General features: G+C 67.4%; 11 protein-coding genes and 5 tRNA genes. 15 read left to right on the forward strand and 1 reads right to left on the reverse strand.

All coding sequences use genetic code 11. The features are described from left to right. Nucleotides 1-255: 255 nt before the first annotated feature. Entirely contained in the window at nucleotides 256-2055 is a 1800-nt protein-coding gene (locus WME98_RS26955) for a protein kinase domain-containing protein (RefSeq protein ID WP_437953905.1), read from the reverse strand. 871 nt (nucleotides 2056-2926) lie between these two features. On the opposite strand from WME98_RS26955, the gene WME98_RS26960 reads away from it, so the two are divergent. The 15 genes from WME98_RS26960 to rpoC all read left to right on the forward strand — a co-directional run bounded on the left by WME98_RS26960 (nucleotide 2927) and on the right by rpoC (nucleotide 17555). Continuing rightward, nucleotides 2927-2999, forward strand: a tRNA-Thr gene (locus tag WME98_RS26960). Between the two features lie 81 nt (nucleotides 3000-3080). Beyond that, nucleotides 3081-3162 (forward strand) — tRNA-Tyr (locus tag WME98_RS26965). 74 nt (nucleotides 3163-3236) lie between these two features. Then, nucleotides 3237-3309 (forward strand) — tRNA-Gly (locus WME98_RS26970). 16 nt (nucleotides 3310-3325) lie between these two features. Then, a tRNA-Thr gene (locus WME98_RS26975) sits at nucleotides 3326-3401 on the forward strand. A 52-nt stretch (nucleotides 3402-3453) separates the two neighbouring features. After that, nucleotides 3454-4644: an elongation factor Tu gene (tuf, locus tag WME98_RS26980; protein ID WP_020733175.1), complete on the forward strand. Its 1191-nt coding sequence runs from the start codon at nucleotides 3454-3456 to the stop codon at nucleotides 4642-4644. A 9-nt stretch (nucleotides 4645-4653) separates the two neighbouring features. Continuing rightward, entirely contained in the window at nucleotides 4654-4824 is a 171-nt protein-coding gene (gene rpmG, locus WME98_RS26985; RefSeq protein ID WP_020732607.1) for a 50S ribosomal protein L33, read from the forward strand. A 29-nt stretch (nucleotides 4825-4853) separates the two neighbouring features. After that, nucleotides 4854-4926 (forward strand) — tRNA-Trp (locus tag WME98_RS26990). 87 nt (nucleotides 4927-5013) lie between these two features. Next, the gene (gene secE, locus WME98_RS26995; RefSeq protein ID WP_437953906.1) at nucleotides 5014-5619 is read left to right on the forward strand and encodes a preprotein translocase subunit SecE; all 606 of its coding nucleotides are present in this window, start codon (nucleotides 5014-5016) and stop codon (nucleotides 5617-5619) included. Between the two features lie 30 nt (nucleotides 5620-5649). Continuing rightward, on the forward strand, nucleotides 5650-6180 hold the full coding sequence (nusG, locus tag WME98_RS27000) for a transcription termination/antitermination protein NusG (protein WP_020732609.1): 531 nt from the start codon (nucleotides 5650-5652) through the stop codon (nucleotides 6178-6180). Nucleotides 6181-6297: 117 nt separating this feature from the next. After that, entirely contained in the window at nucleotides 6298-6741 is a 444-nt protein-coding gene (gene rplK, locus WME98_RS27005) for a 50S ribosomal protein L11 (protein WP_437953907.1), read from the forward strand. A gap of 145 nt (nucleotides 6742-6886) precedes the next feature. Beyond that, on the forward strand, nucleotides 6887-7597 hold the full coding sequence (gene rplA / locus WME98_RS27010) for a 50S ribosomal protein L1 (protein WP_020732611.1): 711 nt from the start codon (nucleotides 6887-6889) through the stop codon (nucleotides 7595-7597). 3 nt (nucleotides 7598-7600) lie between these two features. Next, on the forward strand, nucleotides 7601-8131 hold the full coding sequence (rplJ, locus tag WME98_RS27015; protein ID WP_061628734.1) for a 50S ribosomal protein L10: 531 nt from the start codon (nucleotides 7601-7603) through the stop codon (nucleotides 8129-8131). A gap of 97 nt (nucleotides 8132-8228) precedes the next feature. Continuing rightward, nucleotides 8229-8621: a 50S ribosomal protein L7/L12 gene (gene rplL / locus WME98_RS27020; RefSeq protein ID WP_129572918.1), complete on the forward strand. Its 393-nt coding sequence runs from the start codon at nucleotides 8229-8231 to the stop codon at nucleotides 8619-8621. 366 nt (nucleotides 8622-8987) lie between these two features. Next, nucleotides 8988-13124 carry a DNA-directed RNA polymerase subunit beta gene (rpoB, locus tag WME98_RS27025; protein ID WP_020732614.1) on the forward strand — a complete coding sequence of 1379 codons (4137 nt, stop codon included), beginning with the start codon at nucleotides 8988-8990 and terminating at the stop codon, nucleotides 13122-13124. Nucleotides 13125-13265: 141 nt separating this feature from the next. Then, nucleotides 13266-17555, forward strand: a complete 4290-nt coding sequence (gene rpoC, locus WME98_RS27030) for a DNA-directed RNA polymerase subunit beta' (RefSeq protein ID WP_061628731.1) — start codon at nucleotides 13266-13268, stop codon at nucleotides 17553-17555. The last annotated feature ends 182 nt before the right edge of the window (nucleotides 17556-17737 follow it).

Consider the following 17737-nt stretch of genomic DNA (forward strand, 5'->3'; position numbering starts at 1 on the left):
CCCATTTCCCGTGAGCGACCTTCTCCCCCATGTTCCAAAGTCAAGCGCCGACCTACCAAGCCAGGTCATGGCGTTCACTGAACTTTCAGAACCCGTCGAGGCAGGATCTAGCATCGGTCAAAATCGCGCGTCAAGGCAAGCCTGGAACAGACCGGGCCCGCCCGGCGTTGAGCCCGATCGTCCACAGCCGTCGCAACCGCGCCGCTCCGTCCGCCTCGTCGCGTTCGTCACGTTGGCCACGTCCGCGCGGCATGGTCACTGACACTTCGCCGGCAGCTGGGACATCGCCTCGCCGGCCCCGATACGCGCGGCGGCCATGGCGTGGGACTTGGCCGCGCACCCCTTGGAGGCGACGGCTCGCTTGGCGCTCGCGCTGATCGCGGCCCTCGCCTCGGCCTTCCTGGGGCCGTCGCAGGCCGCGAAGCGCTTCACCGCGAGATCCGTGTTGCCGCCGTTCGCCAGGTTGATCGCGGCCCTGCACTCCTGCTCGGCCTTCTCGTTGCCGGGGGGTGGGGCCTTGGGCCCGGCGGTCGGGGTCGGCGTGGTCTTCGCGGGGTCGGCGGGCGTCTTGACCTGACCCGCCTGCTCGGGCGGGGGCTCCGGGGTGGAGGGCTCGCTCGTCGGCGGGGGCACGGTCGGGTCCGACGCGACGGAGACGGGCGGCGCGACGGACGACGCGCCCGAGGGCAGGGGGATCGCGGTCGACGTGCTCTCCTCGGTCGCGCCCCCGCTGCCCCTCTTCGTCATCATGACGACGCCCACGACGCCGAGCACAGCGACGGCCGCGACCGCGGCGAGGATCGGGGCTGTCTTGTTCTTCTGCACCGGCGGCGGCGGCGGCGCGGGGAAGACCTGACCGCTGCCCGTGTTCACGGGCGGGTGGGCCGCCACGGCGCCCCCGGGCATCGCCGCCTGGTCCATGACGGTGGCGGCGTGGTGGGGGACGACGGTCTTGCCCGGTCCCGTGGGCGGCCCCGCGACGAACAGCGGCTCGCCGATCTGCGTCTGACCTGAGCGCGACGGCATCAGCGCCGTCCCGCTGGTCGGGGCCTCGAGCCCGACCTGGGTGCGGGGCGGCGTCCCGAGCACCGAGAGGCGAGGCCCGGCGCCGATGGTGAGCTCCTCGTAGAACTCCCGCGCCGACTGCTGGCGCTCCTCGCGGTTCTTGCTGAGGGCCCTCATGACGGCCGCCTTCATCTTCGGCGGGGCCGCGGCGCCCATCGGCACGGCCTCGAACGGGAACGGCTGCGCCGTCATGTGCTGCGTCGCCCACGCCCACGGGGTGTCGGCCTCGAACGGCAGGCGCCCGGTGAGCATCTCGTAGGTCAGCACGCCGAGCGAGTAGATGTCGCTCCGCGCGTCGAGCTCCTTGCCCGTGAACTGCTCGGGGCTCATGTACGGCGGCGTCCCGAGCACCGTCCCCTGCTGCGTCAGCTTCTGCTCGGCCTTGGCGCTGCGCTCGTCGCGCTTCGCGATGCCGAAGTCGAGGACCTTGACGTAGTCCTCTTCGCCGGCGCGCCTGGTCAGGAAGATGTTGGCGGGCTTCAGGTCGCGGTGGACGATCCCCTTCTCGTGGGCCTCCTGGAGCGACCCGCACACCTGCGCGAGGATGCGATCGACCCGCTCGGGCGCGAGCGCGCCGCCTCGCTCGAGCGCCGTCTCCAGCGACTGCCCGGTGAGCAGCTCCATCGCGATGTAGAGCTCCCCGGTGTTCGTCTGCCCGAAGTCGTAGACCTTGATCGTGTTCGGGTGCTCGAGCTCGCTGACCGTGCCGCACTCCCGCATGAAGCGCGCGACCACCTGCGGGTCCTTCGCGTGCTGCGAGAGGAGCGTCTTGATGGCGACCTTCCGCACCGAGGTCCCCATCGGCTGCTCGCCGTTGTAGACGCGGCCCATCCCGCCCTCGCCGAGCACCCCGACGATCCGGAACCGGCCGCCCACGATCGTGCCGATGAGCGGGTCTGCCTCCACCGGCGCGACAGGGAGGAGCGCGCCGCACGTGGCGCAGAAGCGCGCCCCATCGATGTTTGGCTGATGGCAAGCGGGACAGTCCATGCGATCGAACCTCTACCCCCGAAGCGTGATGAACCGCGACGACGCTCGGCGCTGCTCCGCTGCGCGCCCGAGCGAACGTGCGCCGGGCAGGATCGCAGCAGCCGCGCGCCGAGCGCAAGGGAGCTCTTGCTCGCCCGAGGCGCGGCCAGGGCGAGTCTCCCGTCGCTTCCCGTGACTTCGCTCGCCTCCCGTGGCTCCCCGCGAGCGCGCGCGTCGCGACGGCGTCGTGCTGCGGGGGGCGCCGCGCGTCGCGACGGCGTCGTGGTGCGGGGCGCGCCGCCGTCGTGCGGAGCGCGTCGCGACGGCGTCGTGCTGCGGAGCGTTCCGTGCGACGACGGTGCGATGCGGGCTCGCCGCCGTGCCCGCGCGGCGCCATCGTGCGGCGTGGGCCCGCCGCCGTGCCCCGGCGGACGGTGCGGCTCGAGCCCGCGCCGCGCCGCTTCGCGCGCTGGGCGCGACGTCCGCCTTGAAAACAGTCGTCACTCGAGCGAGATCGGCGCTGCCGGACGAGGCGGGAGCTCCTGCCCGCCGCAGCTCGACGGCGCGCTCGACCCGCGCTTCCGCAGCCGATTCCAGCGAAACGGACGAAAACGGGACGAAAACGATGCACACCGCTTGACACGTCTCTTGCAGGGGGCTAAGAGCCTCCTCCCTTCGCGGGACTCGTCTACCTTCGGAGCGACGTGAGCAGCACCAGCCGCTTCACCTCGCTGCGGTCCAGGCCGGCTCGGGATGCCCCGAGCCGCGCAGGCAGACGGTCCAGCAGGGCCGGGAGTTGATTGCTCGTAGAGAAGTGATCGATCTTGGGACATGTCGCTAGGTCAGCACGCACGCCTCCCGGAGCCCCGGGGGCGAGCAGCGGGTCGATGTCGCTGGCGTAGCTCAATCGGTAGAGCACCTGCCTTGTAAGCAGGGGGTTAGGGGTTCAAGTCCCCTCGCCAGCTCCGATGCAAGGCAGCAGGTCGACGGTTCGGGAGGCCACGGGACGGACGAACACGGTACGGTAGAGAAAAGATAGAAAATCTGGAGGGTTGCCCGAGCGGCCAAAGGGAGCAGACTGTAAATCTGCCGGCAATGCCTACGATGGTTCGAATCCATCACCCTCCACCGGAGCGGTCGTTCGCTCCGACAGCGGTCCGACCAAGATGTAGATCCGCTGGGATCACTCCCGGCGGAGCCCCGCGGGCGTAGCTCAGTTGGTAGAGCGTCAGCCTTCCAAGCTGAACGTCGCCGGTTCGAACCCGGTCGCCCGCTCCGTGGTCGGTCGTTTGCCCACCTAGCTCAGTTGGCAGAGCACGTCCTTGGTAAGGACGAGGTCGTCGGTTCAATCCCGATGGTGGGCTCCAGCGAGGACAGCGCAACGCAGTCGCGAACTTCATTTCGGCAGGAGACATCTCGATGGCCAAGGAGAAATTCACTCGTACGAAGCCGCACGTGAACGTGGGCACCATCGGCCACATCGACCACGGCAAGACCACGCTCACGGCCGCGCTCGTCAAGGTGCAGTCGAAGCGCCAGCTGGCGAAGGCGATCTCGTACGCCGACATCGCGAAGGGCGGGACGGTCCGTGACGAGACCAAGACGGTGACCATCGCGGCCGCGCACGTCGAGTACGAGTCCGAGAAGCGCCACTACGCGCACGTCGACTGCCCCGGGCACGCCGACTACATCAAGAACATGATCACGGGCGCGGCGCAGATGGACGGGGCGATCCTCGTCGTGTCGTCGCTCGACAGCGTGATGCCGCAGACGCGCGAGCACGTGCTGCTCGCCCGGCAGGTCGGCCTGAACCACATCGTCGTGTTCCTGAACAAGTGCGACGCCGTGGACGACCCGGAGATGCTGGACCTGGTCGAGATGGAGGTCCGCGAGCTCCTGTCGAAGTACAAGTTCGACGGCGACAACGCGCCGGTCGTCCGGGGCGCGTCGTTGCCGGCGCTGCAAGGCGACCCGAAGTGGGAGGAGACGATCCAGCAGCTGCTCAACGCGCTCGACAGCTACATCCCCGAGCCGGTGCGCGACATCGACAAGCCGTTCCTGATGGCGATCGAGGACGTGTTCTCGATCAAGGGCCGCGGCACGGTGGCCACGGGCCGCATCGAGCGCGGCGTGATCAAGGTCGGCGACGAGGTGCAGATCATCGGCTTCAAGGACACGAAGAAGTCGGTCGTGACCGGCGTCGAGATGTTCCGGAAGCTGCTCGATCAGGGGCAGGCGGGCGACAACGTCGGGTGTCTGCTCCGCGGCGTGGAGAAGGAAGAGATCGAGCGCGGCCAGGTGCTCGCGAAGCCCGGGTCGATCACGCCGCACACGAAGTTCACCGGTGAGGTGTACGTCCTCAAGAAGGAGGAGGGCGGGCGCCACACGCCGTTCTTCACCAACTACCGGCCGCAGTTCTACATCCGGACGACGGACGTAACCGGCACGGTGAACCTCCCCGAGGGGGTGAAGATGGTGATGCCGGGCGACAACATCACGATGACGATCGAGCTCATCGCCCCGGTCGCGCTGGAGGAGCAGATGCGCTTCGCCATCCGCGAGGGCGGCAAGACGGTGGGCGCCGGCGTCGTCACGAAGATCCTCGCGTAGGAGGCCGACGTGGGCGAGCAGGCCGGTGGGTGGCGTGCGGCGCGCATCGCCGTCTCACTGGCCTGCTGCGAGTGCAAGTCGCGGAATTACAAGACCACGAAGGCGCCCGACCAGGTGGTTTCGCTCAAGAAGTTCTGCAAGCAGTGCAAGAAGCACACGGTTCACAACGAGACGAAGTGAACGGGTGCTCAGGAAGGCGCAGCGATTCTAGGGGTATAGCTCAGTTGGTAGAGCAGCGGATTCCAAATCCGCAGGTCGGGAGTTCGAGCCTCTCTGCCCCTGCCGGGGAATGTGGGCGCCCAGGGGGCGCCCTCGGAGCCCCATCGAGCAGGCTTCTGTCTGCCGCGGGCCGGCGCGTTTGGTGTGGTTATGGCGAAGAGTCAAGAAGACAAGCAAACGCCGAAGGTCGCGGAGGATGGGGAGCCGGACGAATCTGGAGCGCCCGCGCCCGCTGAAGCGTCGTCCCTCGTGACGCAAGGCGAGGAGCCGGGGGCCGCTGACGCCGAGGCGCAGCGCGAGGACACCGAGGAAGCCGAGGAAGAGGTCGCGGCCACGCAGCTCGGGACCGAGCGCTATGTGCTCGCCGGCTTCTTCGCCTCCGGGATGCTGCTCGCTTACCTGCTCGGCAAGGTCATCCACGGCGTCTGGGCGACCCTCTCCAACAAGGACTGGTTCAGCCGAACGCTGCCGGCGGTCTCCGCGGTGGGTGACGACGACAAGACGACCTACGGCATGGTCGTCGGCGGCGTCATCGCGATCATCGTCGTGCTGCGTGCGTTCCGCAACGCGGAGCTCCGCACCTGGAGCGACGAGGTCGCCGCCGAGCTGGCGAAGGTGAAGTGGCCGACCAAGAAAGAGGTCACGAACGCGACGTTCGTCGTCATCGCGACGACCACCGTGGCGACCCTCTACCTGGCGCTGCTCGACCGCTTCTGGGCGTTCGTGACCAACATCGTTTACGGCGATGGAAGCTGAAGCAGGGAGATCCTGAGGGAATCAAGCGCCATGGCCAAGAAGTGGTACGTCATCCATACCTACTCGGGATACGAGGCGAAGGTGCGCGACGCGCTCCAGCAGCGCGTGAAGCAGTACGGACTGGAAGATCGGTTCGGCGAGATCCTCATCCCGAGCGAGACGGTCACGGAGAACCGCCCCGGCGGCAAGACGCGCGTCCGTCAGAAGCTCAGCTTGCCCGGCTACATCTTCGTCGAGATGGAGATGAACGAGCAGGTCTGGCACCTGGTCAAGGACACGCCCAAGGTGACCGGCTTCATCGGCAACCAGACGCCGCAGGAAGTCCCGCTGGTGCAGATCGACAACCTCCGGCGGGGCATCGTCGAGGGGTCGGTCAAGCCGAAGCCGCGGCTCACGTTCGAGGTGGGTGAGGAGGTGCGGGTCCTGGACGGGGCGTTCGCGAACTTCACCGGCACGGTCGACGACGTGAAGATGGACAAGCAGAAGCTCAAGGTGAAGGTCAGCATCTTCGGCCGACCCACCAGCGTGGAGCTCGACTTCTCAGCCGTGGAGAAGCGCTAGCCGGGGGCGAACGGCTGCAAACCTGCGGGCGAGCGCCGCGCCTCCGCGGCGCTCCGCTGTTTCTCTGAAAAGTAGACCGCCCGTCGGGCGGCGGTTCGATAGGGTGCGAGATTCATCATGGCGAAGAAAGTCACTGGGTACGTGAAGCTGCAGCTTCCGGCGGGCAAGGCCAACCCGTCGCCCCCCGTCGGTCCGGCGCTCGGCCAGCACGGCGTCAACATCATGGCGTTCTGCAAGGAATTCAACTCGCGGACGGCAGCGCAGGGAGACATGATCATCCCGGTGGTGATCACGGTCTACTCGGATCGCTCGTTCACGTTCATCCTGAAGACGCCGCCGGCCTCCGTCCTCCTCAAGAAGGCGGCGGGGCTCGAGACCAAGAAGAAGCCGGGCGCGGGCTCCAAGGAGCCCAACAAGGTCAAGGTGGGCAAGGTCACGCAGAAGCAGCTGCAGGAGCTCGCCCAGCTCAAGATGCAGGACATGAACACGACGAACCTCGAGTCCGCGATGCGCAGCATGGCGGGCACCGCCCGCTCGATGGGCATCGACATCGTCGACTGAGGTGCGTCGCAGCGCTCCCCGCGGTCGGGGATGCGCGCCGCCTGGCGGCGCTCCGAGGAGGGCGCCCCGGCGGACGGGATAGAAGACTTACCACGGTAGTTTAAGGCGCACCGTGGGAGGCGAGAGCCGTTAAGAAGGAGGGCATGTGCCGAAAGTCGCCAAGAAGAAACTCGCAGCGCGGGCAGTCGTCGACCGCGCTCGAAAGTACACGTTGCAGGAGGCCTGCGCGCTCGTGAAGCAAGCCGCGCCTGCCAAGTTCGACGAGACGGTGGACCTCGCGGTCCGGCTGGGGGTCAACCCGCGGCACGCAGACCAGATGGTCCGCGGCGCCGTGGTGCTCCCGCATGGTACGGGGCAGTCGCTCCGGGTGCTGGTGTTCGCCAAGGGCGAGAAGGCCAGGGAGGCCGAGGCTGCCGGGGCCGATTTTGTCGGCGAGGCGGATCTCGTGAACAAGGTCCAGGAAGGCTTCATGGACTTTGACCGCGTGATCGCGACGCCCGACATGATGGGCCTGGTGGGCAAGCTCGGCCGTATCCTCGGTCCGCGCGGCCTGATGCCGAACCCCAAGGTCGGGACGGTCACGTTCGACGTGAAGACGGCCATCACCGAGGCCAAGGCCGGCAAGGTCGAGTACCGCGTCGAGAAGGCGGGCATCGTGCACGCCCGGATCGGCAAGGTCTCCTTCGCGGAGGGCGCGCTCCAGGTCAACGCGGACGCGCTGATCCAGGCGCTCGTCCGGGCCAAGCCGGCGACGGCCAAGGGCATCTACCTCCGGAGCATCACGATGTCCTCGACGATGGGCCCGGGGGTTCGCATCGACCCGGTCCACTTCATCGGCAAGGCAGAGGAGGCGTAGCCCATGGAACGGTCCCAAAAGGAAGAGGTCGTCGGCTCCGTCCGGCAGAAGTTCGAGCGGATGTCTTCCGCGGTCTTCCTGGACTTCAAGGGGATGAACGTCGAGGCGGTCACCAAGCTTCGCGATGAGTTCCGGAAGTCCGGCGTGGAGTACCGGGTCGTGAAGAACACGCTCGTCCGCCACGCCATCAAGGAGCACCCCTGGGCGAACACGCTGGCGAAGAGCCTGACCGGCATGACCGGCGTGGCCTGGAGCTACGAGGATCCGAGCGCGGCAGCCAAGGTCGTCAAGGCGTTCCGCAAGGACAACCAGAAGCTCCAGATCAAGGCCGGGCTCATCGAGGGGCAGATCCTCTCCGGCGACGCCGTCGAGACGCAGCTCGCGACGATGCCCGGCAAGGATGAGCTCCGCGCCACGCTGCTCGCGACGCTCCAGGCGCCGCTCCAGCAGTTCGTGCAGCAGCTCAACGCGCCTCTCCAGAATTTCGCCTATCTCCTGAAGGCGAAGGAAGACGCGGCGGGCACATCGGGCTGAGGCGGCCCTTTCGTAAAAATGGGCCTTGCGCCCGTCTGGTTTTGGTTTACATGGCCCCCTCCCCGGGGCGCGCAGAAGAGTTTGAAGGAGTCTTGCAATGGCTGAGATCACGCGCGAGCAGGTCGTCGATTACCTCTCCAACCTCCCTGTCATCCAGATCGCCGAGCTCATCAAGGACCTCGAGAACAAGTGGGGCGTCAAGGCCGCCCCGGCGGCGGTCGCCGTCGCGGCCGGCGGCGCTGCCGCCGGCGCTGCTCCGGCCGAGAAGCCGCCGGAGCAGACCGAGTTCGACGTCATCCTCGCGAACGCCGGCAGCAACAAGATCGGCGTGATCAAGGCGATCCGCGAGATCACGGGTCTGGGCCTGAAGGAGGCGAAGGACCTGGTCGAGGCCGCGCCGAAGACCGTCAAGGAGCAGGTTTCCAAGGCGGACGCGGAGGAGATGAAGAAGAAGCTCGTCGAGGCAGGTGCTACCGTCGAGCTCAAGTAACGATCACCGCTCCCTGCCAGGGGAAATCGGGATCCGCCGGAGGACGGCGGCAGGGCGGTCGTCCCTGCCGCACGTCCCGCTTTTGTCTGAAGAAAGGGGCCGCGCGTGCGGGCCCTCGCGCAACGCTGAAGAGGACCGCGGGTACGGGTCCTCGGTCAATTCTGAAGAGGACCGCGGGTGCGGGTCCTCGACCAATGCCGGAGCTCAATGGGTCGCCACGCGGTCCGCTCTGCCCCCACAACCAAGATGTTTTGGGTCCCCACATGCTGGGGACGCTCGCTCGCCATTGGTGCGTAGCTTCGTGTTCGTTGCTCGGTTCGAGCCGTGCGCCCGCCCCGCGCGGCTCGTGTGAGCCGGAGGAAATCGATGCCGTCGGTCGTCCAATCCAACTTCCGCGTCCGTAAGAACCTGGGTCGCGTTCGTCGCATCATCGACGTCCCCAACCTGATCGACATCCAGAAGTCGAGCTACGACAAATTCCTCCAGATGTCCGTTCCGCCGAACGAGCGGGAGGAGGTCGGGCTTCAGGCGGTGTTCCGCTCGGTCTTCCCGATCAAGGACTTCAACGGCACGAGCGAGCTCGTCTTCGTCTCGTACAACCTCGAGCCGCCGAAGTACGACGTCGACGAGTGTCGCCAGCGCGGCATGACCTACTCGGCCCCGATCAAGGTCACGAACCAGCTGATGATCTACGACACCCGCGACGGCGGGGAGCGGATCGTGCGCGACATCAAGGAGCAGGAGGTCTACTTCGGCGAGCTCCCGCTGATGACCGAGACGGGCACGTTCATCATCAACGGGACCGAGCGCGTCGTCGTCAGCCAGCTGCACCGCAGCCCCGGCGTCTTCTTCGACCACGACAAGGGCAAGACGCACTCGAGCGGCAAGCTGCTCTACTCCGCGCGCGTCATCCCGTACCGCGGCTCGTGGCTCGACTTCGAGTTCGACCCGAAGGACATCATCTACGTGCGCATCGATCGGCGGCGGAAGATGCACGCGACCGTGCTGCTGCGCGCGCTCGGGTACTCGACGCAGGACCTGCTGAACTACTTCTATTCGACCGAGACCGTGTACCTGGAGAAGGGGGGCAAGTACTCGAAGAGCATCGAGTACGATCTCCTGGCCGGTCAGCGGACGACACGCGACATCAAGATTGGCAACGACGTCATCGTCAAAAAGAACACGAAGTTCACCCGCGCCGCCATCCGGAAGATGAAGGAGGCGAAGCTCGAGCGGCTCAGCCTCGAGCCGGAGGAGCTCGTCGGGAAGGTCGCCGCGCACGACATCGTCGACCCGGAGACGGGCGAGGTCGTGGTCGAGGTCAACGAGGAGCTCACCGAGGCGAAGCTCGAGCGGCTGCGCGACGCGAACATCGAGCAGTTCCGCATCCTCTTCATCGACGGCCTGAACGTGGGCTCGTACCTCCGCGACACGCTCCTCACCGACAAGGTGAAGACGATGGAGGACGCGATCCTCGAGATCTACCGCCGGCTGCGGCCGGGCGATCCGCCGACGCTCGAGACCGCGAAGACCCTGTTCCACAACCTGTTCTTCAACGCCGAGCGCTACGACCTCTCGAAGGTCGGCCGGCTGAAGCTGAACTACAAGTTCTACCGGGACGTCCCCGAGGACGAGCGGCCGGGGCTCGATCTCACCGTGCTCACGCCGCAGGACATCCTGGAGACGGTGCGCCACCTGATCGAGCTGAAGAACGGGCGCGGCTCGGTCGACGACATCGACCACCTCGGCAACCGCCGCGTCCGCGCGGTCGGCGAGCTGATGGAGAATCAGTATCGCATCGGCCTCGTCCGCATGGAGCGCGCGATCAAGGAGCGCATGAGCATGTCGCAGGAGATCGACACGCTCATGCCCCACGACCTGATCAACGCGAAGCCCGTCAGCGCGGTCGTGAAGGAGTACTTCGGGAGCTCGCAGCTCTCGCAGTTCATGGACCAGACCAACCCGCTCTCCGAGGTCACCCACAAGCGCCGGCTCTCGGCGCTCGGGCCGGGTGGCCTCACCCGCGAGCGGGCCGGGTTCGAGGTGCGCGACGTCCACGCGACCCACTACGGGCGCATCTGCCCGATCGAGACGCCGGAAGGCCCGAACATCGGCCTCATCGCGTCGCTGTCGACGTTCGCCCGCGTGAACGAGTTCGGCTTCGTCGAGACGCCGTACCGCAAGGTCGAGAACGGCCGCGTGACCGAGGACGTGATCTGGCTCTCCGCGCTCGAGGAAGAGGGCAAGTACATCGCGCAGGCGACGGTGAACCTCGACGAGAGCGGGCGCTTCAAGGAGTCGCTCGTCTCGGCTCGCTACAACGGCGAGTTCAAGATCGTCACGCCCGAGATGGTGGAGCTCATGGACGTCGCGCCGAACCAGATGGTGTCGGTCGCCGCCGCGCTCGTGCCCTTCCTCGAGCACGACGACGCGAACCGCGCGCTCATGGGCGCCAACATGCAGCGCCAGGCCGTGCCGCTCGTCCAGTCGCACGCGCCGCTCGTGGGCACCGGCATGGAGGAGCGGCTCGCCCGCGACTCCGGCGTCTGCGTGATCGCGCGGCGCCCCGGCGTCGTCGAGAGCGTCGACGCGACGCGCATCGTCGTCCGGGCCGAGGGCGAGGGCGCCGAGGTGCCGGACATCTACCACCTCATGAAGTTCCAGCGCTCGAACCAGTCGACCTGCTACACGCAGAAGCCGGTCGTCCGGACGGGCGAGGTGGTGAAGAAGGGCGACGTGCTCGCCGACGGCCCGTCGACGGACATGGGCGAGCTCGCGCTCGGCCAGAACGTGCTCGTCGCGTTCATGCCGTGGCAGGGCTACAACTTCGAGGACTCCATCCTCGTGTCCGAGCGCATCGCCAAGGACGACGTGTTCACCTCGATTCACATCGAGGAGTTCGAGTGCGTCGCCCGCGACACGAAGCTCGGCAAGGAGGAGATCACCCGCGACATCCCGAACGTCGGCGAGGAGGCGCTCAAGGACCTCGACGACTCCGGCATCGTCCGCATCGGGGCCGAGGTGCGCCCGGGCGACATCCTGGTCGGCAAGATCACCCCGAAGGGCGAGACCCAGCTCTCGCCCGAAGAGAAGCTGCTCCGGGCGATCTTCGGCGAGAAGGCCGGCGACGTGCGTGACAGCTCGCTCAAGGTGCCGCCCGGCGTCGGCGGGATCGTCATCAACGCCCGCGTGTTCTCGCGCAAGGGGACCGAGAAGGACGACCGCGCGCGGGACATCGAGGACCAGGAGCGGGCCCGCATCGAGCGGACGCGCGACGAGGAGATCAAGATCCTCCGCGACTCGTTCTTCCGCCGCATCCGCGAGCTCCTCCTCGGCAAGGAGGCGACGGGCAAGCTCGTCGACGACAAGGGCAAGGTGCTCTTCCAGAAGGGCGCCATCATCGACGAGGCCTCCCTCGCCGAGATCCCCCGCAAGTACTGGGGCGAGATCCCCGTCGACGACGCCGAGCGGGTCCAGCAGATCCTGCGGGACCTCGAGGAGCTCGTCCGCACGCGCGAGGAGCACTTCCGGGACAAGATCGATCGCCTGTCCAAGGGCGACGAGCTGCCGCCGGGCGTCATCAAGATGGTGAAGGTCTATATCGCCATCAAGCGCAAGCTCCAGGTCGGCGACAAGATGGCGGGCCGCCACGGCAACAAGGGCGTCATCAGCCGCATCCTCCCCGAGGAGGACATGCCGTATCTGCAGGACGGCAGGCCGGTCGATCTCGTGCTCAACCCGCTCGGCGTGCCGAGCCGCATGAACGTCGGTCAGATCCTCGAGATCCACCTCGGGTGGGGCGCCTTCGAGCTCGGCAACCAGCTGCAGAGCATGCTCGAGCAGCAGCGGGCGACCGCCGAGATCAAGGAGCACCTGAAGGCCATCTACGCGGGCGACGAGTCGATGGCCGGCTTCTTCGACGACCTCGACGACGGCGACGTCAAGCGCTTCGTCAAGACGGTCGACGAGGGGGTCTTCATGGGATCGCCGGTGTTCGACGGCGCTCATGAGTCGGATATCAAGGGCGCTCTCGAGCTCGCGGGTCTCCCGACCTCGGGCCAGGCGATCCTCTTCGACGGGCGCACGGGCGATGCGTTCGATCAGAACGTCACGGTGGGCATCATGTACATGCTGAAGCTCCACCACCTGGTCGACGACAAGATCCACGCGCGCTCGATCGGGCCCTACTCGCTCGTCACGCAGCAGCCCCTCGGCGGCAAGGCGCAGTTCGGCGGGCAGCGGCTCGGCGAGATGGAGGTCTGGGCGATGGAAGCCTACGGCGCGGCCTACGCGCTGCAGGAGTTCCTCACCGTGAAGAGCGACGACGTGATGGGCCGCACCCGGATGTACGAGGCTATCGTGAAGGGGGATTACACCCTGGAGGCGGGGCTGCCGGAGAGCTTCAACGTGCTCATCAAGGAGCTCCAGTCGCTGTGCCTGAACGTGGAGCTGGTCGAGACGAGCGGAGGCGTGGAGGCCTCGGCCGCGGAGGAAGAGGAGTGATGCAGTTCGTCACGTCGCGAGCGCCGCGCGCCCGGTCGGTGATGGGGGGGGAGGCGCGCCGCGCGGGCGGCGCGCCCCCGAAGTCCGACTCGGTGGGCGCTGGCAGGTTCATCGGTATCGTTTCCGTCTCCGGAGGTCTCCATGCGTGACATCTTCAGCTTCTTCGAGAAGCCCAAAGACCCGCTCTCGTTCAGCGCCATCCGCATCTCGCTCGCGAGCCCGGAGAAGATCCGCGAGTGGTCGCACGGCGAGGTGAAGAAGCCGGAGACCATCAACTACCGGACGTTCAAGCCGGAGCGCGATGGTCTGTTCTGCGCCAAGATCTTCGGGCCGGTGAAGGACTACGAGTGCAACTGCGGCAAGTACAAGCGCATGAAGCACCGTGGCATCGTGTGCGAGAAGTGCGGCGTCGAGGTCATCCAGTCGAAGGTCCGCCGCGAGCGGCTCGGGCACATCTCGCTGGCCACGCCGGTCGCCCACATCTGGTTCCTGAAGAGCCTGCCGTCGCGCATCGGCAACATGCTCGATATCACGCTCAAGGACCTGGAGAAGGTGCTCTATTGCGAGGCCTACATCGTCATCGATCCGAAGGAGACCGGCCTCATGAGGGGCGATCTCCTGAGCGAGGAGCGCTACCTGCAGCTGCTCGACGAGTACGGTGACGACAAGTTCAGCGCCGGCATGGGCGGCGAGGCGATCCTCGAGATGCTCAAGCAGGTCGACGTGCACGGTCTGGCCGAGCTGCTCAGGACGGAGATGCGCGCCGCGACCAGCGAGGCCAAGCGGAAGAAGCTCGCGAAGCGGCTCAAGGTCGTCGAGGCCTTCCGCGAGAGCGGCAATCGGCCGGAGTGGATGATGCTGACCGTGATCCCGGTGCTGCCGCCGGATCTGCGCCCGCTCGTCCCCCTGGACGGCGGCCGCTTCGCGACCAGCGATCTCAACGACCTCTACCGCCGCGTCATCAACCGCAACAACCGCCTGAAGCGGCTCCTCGAGCTGAACGCGCCGGAGATCATCATCCGGAACGAGCGCCGGATGCTGCAGGAGGCCGTCGACGCGCTGTTCGACAACGGCCGCCGCGGCAAGACGATCACCGGCCCGAACAAGCGCCCGCTCAAGTCGCTCTCCGACATGCTGAAGGGCAAGCAGGGCCGGTTCCGCCAGAACCTGCTCGGCAAGCGCGTCGACTACTCGGGCCGCTCGGTCATCGTCGTGGGCCCGACGCTGCGCCTGCACCAGTGCGGCCTGCCCAAGAAGATGGCGCTCGAGCTCTTCAAGCCGTTCATCTACAACAAGCTGGAAGAGCGCGGCTACGTCAACACCATCAAGAGCGCGAAGAAGATGGTGGAGAAGGAGCGGCCGGAGGTCTGGGACATCCTCGAGGAGGTCATCAGCGAGCACCCGGTGCTCCTGAACCGCGCCCCGACGCTCCACCGCCTCGGCATCCAGGCGTTCGAGCCGGTGCTCATCGAGGGCAAGGCGATCCAGCTGCACCCGCTCGTCTGCGCGGCGTTCAACGCCGACTTCGACGGCGACCAGATGGCGGTCCACGTGCCGCTGTCGGTCGAGGCGCAGATGGAGGCGCGCGTGCTCATGATGAGCACGAACAACATCCTCTCGCCCGCGAGCGGCAAGCCGATCATCAACCCGACGCAGGACATCGTGCTCGGGCTCTATTACGCGACCCGCGAGCGCAAGTTCGAGAAGGGGTCGTTCCGCGCCGACACCCTCTCCTTCGGCGAGGACGGCGTGGCGCAGGGCTACCTGCGGGGCATCTACGCCTCCCCCGAGGAGGTGCGGATGGCGTACGACAACGGCGAGGTCGCGCTGCACGCCGGCATCCGCGTTCGCGTGCCGATTATCGACGACGACGGCAACCCGCAGCTCGACGAGTTCGGCCACGTGAAGCGCCGCATCGTCGAGACCACGGTGGGCCGCGTCATCATCTCCGAGGTCCTCCCGAAGGGGGTCGCGTTCGAGTACGCGAACAAGACCCTCGACAAGAAGGCGCTCTCGGCGCTCATCGACGTCTGCTACCGCATCCACCGCAACAAGGAGACCGTCCTCCTCGCGGACCGGCTCCGCACGCTCGGCTTCGACCACGCGATGCGGGCGGGCATCTCCATCTGCATGGATCACATGGTGATCCCGCCGGCCAAGAAGGTCCTCCTCGGCGAGGCGCAGAAGGAGGTCGAGCGCGTCGTCGAGCAGTACCAGGAGGGGCTCATCACCGACGGCGAGCGGTACAACAAGATCGTCGACATCTGGGCGAGCATCGCCGACCAGGTCACGACCGAGATGATGGCCGGCATCGGCAAGGAGACGGTCGTCGACCACGAGACGGGCAAGGAGTCGGTCGAGCCGAGCTTCAACCCGATCTACATCATGGCCGACTCCGGCGCGCGCGGCTCCACGCAGCAGATCCGGCAGCTGGCCGCGATGCGCGGCCTCATGGCCAAGCCGTCCGGCGAGATCATCGAGACGCCGATCACCGCGAACTTCCGCGAGGGTCTCAGCGTGCTCCAGTACTTCATCTCGACGCACGGCGCGCGTAAGGGCCTCGCCGACACCGCGCTCAAGACGGCGAACTCGGGTTACCTCACCCGCCGGCTCGTCGACGTGGCGCAGGACGCGGTCATCTCCGAGTTCGACTGCGGCACGCTCGACGGCATCCGCGTGGCGAAGCTCGAGGAGGCCGGCGAGGTCATCCAGCCGCTCGGCGACCGCATCCTCGGCCGCGTCGCGCTGGAGGACGTGGTCGACCCGCTCACCGGCGAGGTGCTCATCACGGCCAACACCGAGCTCGACGAGCAGGCGGTGCGGTCCATCGAGGACGCCGGCATCGAGGAGGTCGTCATCCGCTCGGTGCTCACGTGCCAGCTCCGCCGCGGGGTGTGCGCGCTGTGCTACGGCCGCGACCTCGCGCGCGGCTACCGGGTCAACATCGGCGAGGCGGTGGGCATCATCGCCGCCCAGTCGATCGGCGAGCCGGGCACGCAGCTCACGATGCGCACCTTCCACATCGGCGGCACCGCGGCGCGCGGCAAGATCGAGGCGAGCTACCTCGAGGCCCGCACCGAGGGCACCGTCCGCCTCCGCCGCGCGGTCGTCCAGAAGAAGAAGGACGGCACCATGGTGGTCATGAACCGCCACGGCGAGATCGTGGTCGTCGACGAGACGGGGCGCGAGCGCGAGCACAACCGCCTCGTCTACGGCGCCATCCTCAAGAAGGCCGACGGCGAGCGCACCAAGCCCGGCGAGCTGCTCGCCGAGTGGGACCAGTTCGCGACGCCGATCCTCACCGAGGTCTCCGGCGTGGTGAAGTTCGGCGACCTCATCGAGGGCGTCAGCGTGCAGGATCGCCTCGACGAGGTGACGGGCCTCTCGCGAAAGGTCGTCATCGAGTCGAAGGCGGCCGACGTCCGCCCGCGCATCTCGCTGAAGGACCCCGAGTCCGGCAGGACGCTGAAGCTCCCGAACAGCGAGCTCGAGGCGCGCTACCTGCTCCCCGTCGGCGCGCACATCGTCGCGCAGGAGGGGGATCTCATCGAGGCCGGCGAGGTCATCGCGAAGATCCCGCGCGACACGACGAAGGTGCAGGACATCACCGGCGGTCTGCCCCGCGTCGCCGAGCTGTTCGAGGCCCGGAAGCCCAAGGATCACGCCATCATCAGCGAGATCGACGGCGAGGTCACGTTCGGCAAGGACACGAAGGGCAAGCGGAAGGTCATCATCACGCCGTACTCGCCGGACGGGCATGCGCTCGGCGATCAGGCGCGCGAGTACCTGATCCCCAAGGGCAAGCACATCCAGGTGCAGCCGGGCGACCGGGTGCGCGCGGGTGATCCGCTCCAGGACGGCCCGCCGAACCCGCACGACATCCTCCGGGTGAAGGGCGAGAAGGAGCTGTCGGCCTGGCTCGTGAACGAGATCCAGCAGGTCTACCGGCTCCAGGGCGTCGGCATCAACGACAAGCACATCGAGGTCATCGTCCGGCAGATGCTCCGGCGCGTCCGCGTGCGCGAGGTCGGCGATACGAACTTCCTGGTCGACGAGCAGGTGGAGAAGCACATCTTCGAGAAGGAGAACGAGAACGTCATCGAGCGCGGCGGCAAGCCCGCCATCGCCGAGGCGCTCCTCCTCGGCATCACCAAGGCCAGCCTGTCGACCGAGTCGTTCATCAGCGCCTCGTCGTTCCAGGAGACGACCAAGGTGCTCACCGAGGCCGCGATCAACGGCAAGACGGACGATCTCCGCGGTCTGAAGGAGAACGTCATCATGGGTCGCCTGATCCCGGCAGGGACGGGTCTGCCCGCCTACAAGCGCCTCCAGGTCGTGGTCGAGGGCGAGCCGGTGGTGCAGGCGCCGTACGTCGCCCCGCGGCCGCGCCCCGAGGAGACGGCGCCGCTCACGGCGGTGAACGAGGAGTGACGACCGCCGGCGCGCCCGGGCGGGGCCTACCCTGCCTCCGGGCGCGCCGCCCGGCACCCACTTCCCGAGCGCGCCGCCCGCCACCCCAATCACCGGGCGCGCCGCCCCGGGCCGCTTTCCCCTCCCAGCCCTGAGCTTGCCGGCCTGGCGGAACGCGCCGGACGTGGCGTGAGCGCCTACCC

It is taken from the genome of Sorangium sp. So ce296 (assembly GCF_051529605.1).
Taxonomy (GTDB): Bacteria; Myxococcota_A; Polyangia; order Polyangiales; family Polyangiaceae; genus Sorangium; species Sorangium cellulosum_D.

Coding starts and splice junctions, on each gene's coding strand:
- WME98_RS26955 (WP_437953905.1), bottom strand. CDS start 2,055: ATGGACTGTCCCGCTTGCCATCAGCCAAACATCGATGGGGCGCGCTTC.
- tuf (WP_020733175.1), top strand. CDS start 3,454: ATGGCCAAGGAGAAATTCACTCGTACGAAGCCGCACGTGAACGTGGGC.
- secE (WP_437953906.1), top strand. CDS start 5,014: ATGGCGAAGAGTCAAGAAGACAAGCAAACGCCGAAGGTCGCGGAGGAT.
- nusG (WP_020732609.1), top strand. CDS start 5,650: ATGGCCAAGAAGTGGTACGTCATCCATACCTACTCGGGATACGAGGCG.
- rplK (WP_437953907.1), top strand. CDS start 6,298: ATGGCGAAGAAAGTCACTGGGTACGTGAAGCTGCAGCTTCCGGCGGGC.
- rplJ (WP_061628734.1), top strand. CDS start 7,601: ATGGAACGGTCCCAAAAGGAAGAGGTCGTCGGCTCCGTCCGGCAGAAG.
- rplL (WP_129572918.1), top strand. CDS start 8,229: ATGGCTGAGATCACGCGCGAGCAGGTCGTCGATTACCTCTCCAACCTC.
- rpoB (WP_020732614.1), top strand. CDS start 8,988: ATGCCGTCGGTCGTCCAATCCAACTTCCGCGTCCGTAAGAACCTGGGT.
- rpoC (WP_061628731.1), top strand. CDS start 13,266: ATGCGTGACATCTTCAGCTTCTTCGAGAAGCCCAAAGACCCGCTCTCG.